Genomic DNA, 1,581 nt, shown 5'->3' on the forward strand with positions numbered 1-1,581 from the left:
GGAGCGGGCATGGTACACATCCTTCCAGGCCGCCCAGTGGGCAAGCCAGATCAGATGTCACCTATCGGTGCGGCAGTCCCGGGTTAGTGTCCCGCTAAGGCACTAATCTGGGTGGGTAGACTCGTTGCGTGGCATGGATTCGGCGGGTACGAACAGCATCGGGAGCCACTGCTGTCCAGATCGCTGAATACGTCAACGGCCGTCGACGGATCGTCCGTCACCTCGGCTCCGCTCACGATGAAGCAGAACTCGGCTTGCTGATCGAGCACGCCCAGCAGCTGCTCATCGATGACAGCCAACAAGTGCTCGATCTAGGATTGACACCGACAGTGACCCGCCGCAGTCTTGTGCCGGCACCCCCGGCGGGGACTCTCCTGCCGGACATTGCATCGGCCGCCAGGGCCACTCGGGAACGAGTGCCGCGGGCCCGGGTGCTGCGCTCGTCAGCGGCCACGCTGTATGAAGCGCTGGCAGGCGTGTACGCGAGTATCGGCTTCGACGTGATCGAGGACCAGGTGTTCCGTGATCTCGTCATCGCGCGGGTCGTCGAGCCGACCAGCCTGCTCGATGCCGATCGCGTGCTTGCCGGTCTCGGACAGGCCGCGGCGAGTCTGTCGACGCGCAAGCGCACGCTACGCCGGGCCCGGACACACGCGTTCAGGGACCGGCTGGCTGAGGCATGCTTCACTCACGCGGCTGCGCATGGCGATGTGTCTTTGGTCCTCTATGACACGACGACGTTGTACTTCGAGGCAGAGAACGAGGACGAACTGCGCCGGGTCGGGTACTCGAAAGAACGCCGGGTGGACCCGCAGATCGTCGTCGGTCTGCTCGTGGATCGGACCGGGTTCCCGCTTGAGATCGGCTGTTACGAGGGCAACAAGGCCGAGACCGCGACGATCATGCCGATCGTGAAGGCCTTCCAGGCCCGTCACGGCCTGTCCGACATGGTTGTCGTCGCTGATGCCGGGATGCTCTCAGCCGGCAATCTCGACGTGATTGATGAAGCAGGGCTGCGGTTCATCGTCGGGTCCCGGCAGGCGAAAGCCCCGAGGGATTTGGCGACCTATTTCACTTGGAACGGTGACCACGCCGAGGACGGGCAGACTGTGGACACCCTGACCCCGCGCGGGAAGAGGAAACTCGACTTGCACCGGACGGACAAGAAGGCCGAACCAGTCTGGACACCCGAGGCGCATCCGCATGCATGGCGGGCGGTGTGGCAGTACCGGCGCAAACGCGCCCGCCGGGACGAGCAGACACTGAACGTTCAACGGAATCGGGCCATGGACATCGTCGACGGCACCAAGGCTGCGAAGGCCACGCGATTCGTGAGAACGAAGAACGGGAAGAAAGCCTTTGACGAGTCTGCCTATGCCCGGGCTATGCGACTGACTGGGTGGAAGGGATACGTCACGAACATCGACAAAGACATCATGCCCGCCCTCGAGGTGATCAGTTCGTATCACGACTTGTGGCATGTCGAGCAGTCGTTTCGGGGCTCTTCGTGGATGAGGGGGTAGCTGCCTGAGCGCGTCGGTGGCTGGTTGAGGGTCGAGGTCTCCCGATGATGGAAGTCCT

Annotated in this window: 1 pseudogene; it reads left to right on the forward strand. The window is 63.3% G+C overall.

What is annotated here, in order from left to right:
* Positions 1 to 128 precede the first annotated feature (128 nt).
* Positions 129 to 1,505, forward strand: a pseudogene (locus tag IEW13_RS17230) (IS1634 family transposase); the annotation flags it as partial.
* Positions 1,506 to 1,581: the final 76 nt, after the last annotated feature.

Origin of the sequence: Sediminivirga luteola (genome assembly GCF_014639315.1) — a bacterium.
GTDB classification, from domain to species: Bacteria; Actinomycetota; Actinomycetes; order Actinomycetales; family Brevibacteriaceae; genus Sediminivirga; species Sediminivirga luteola.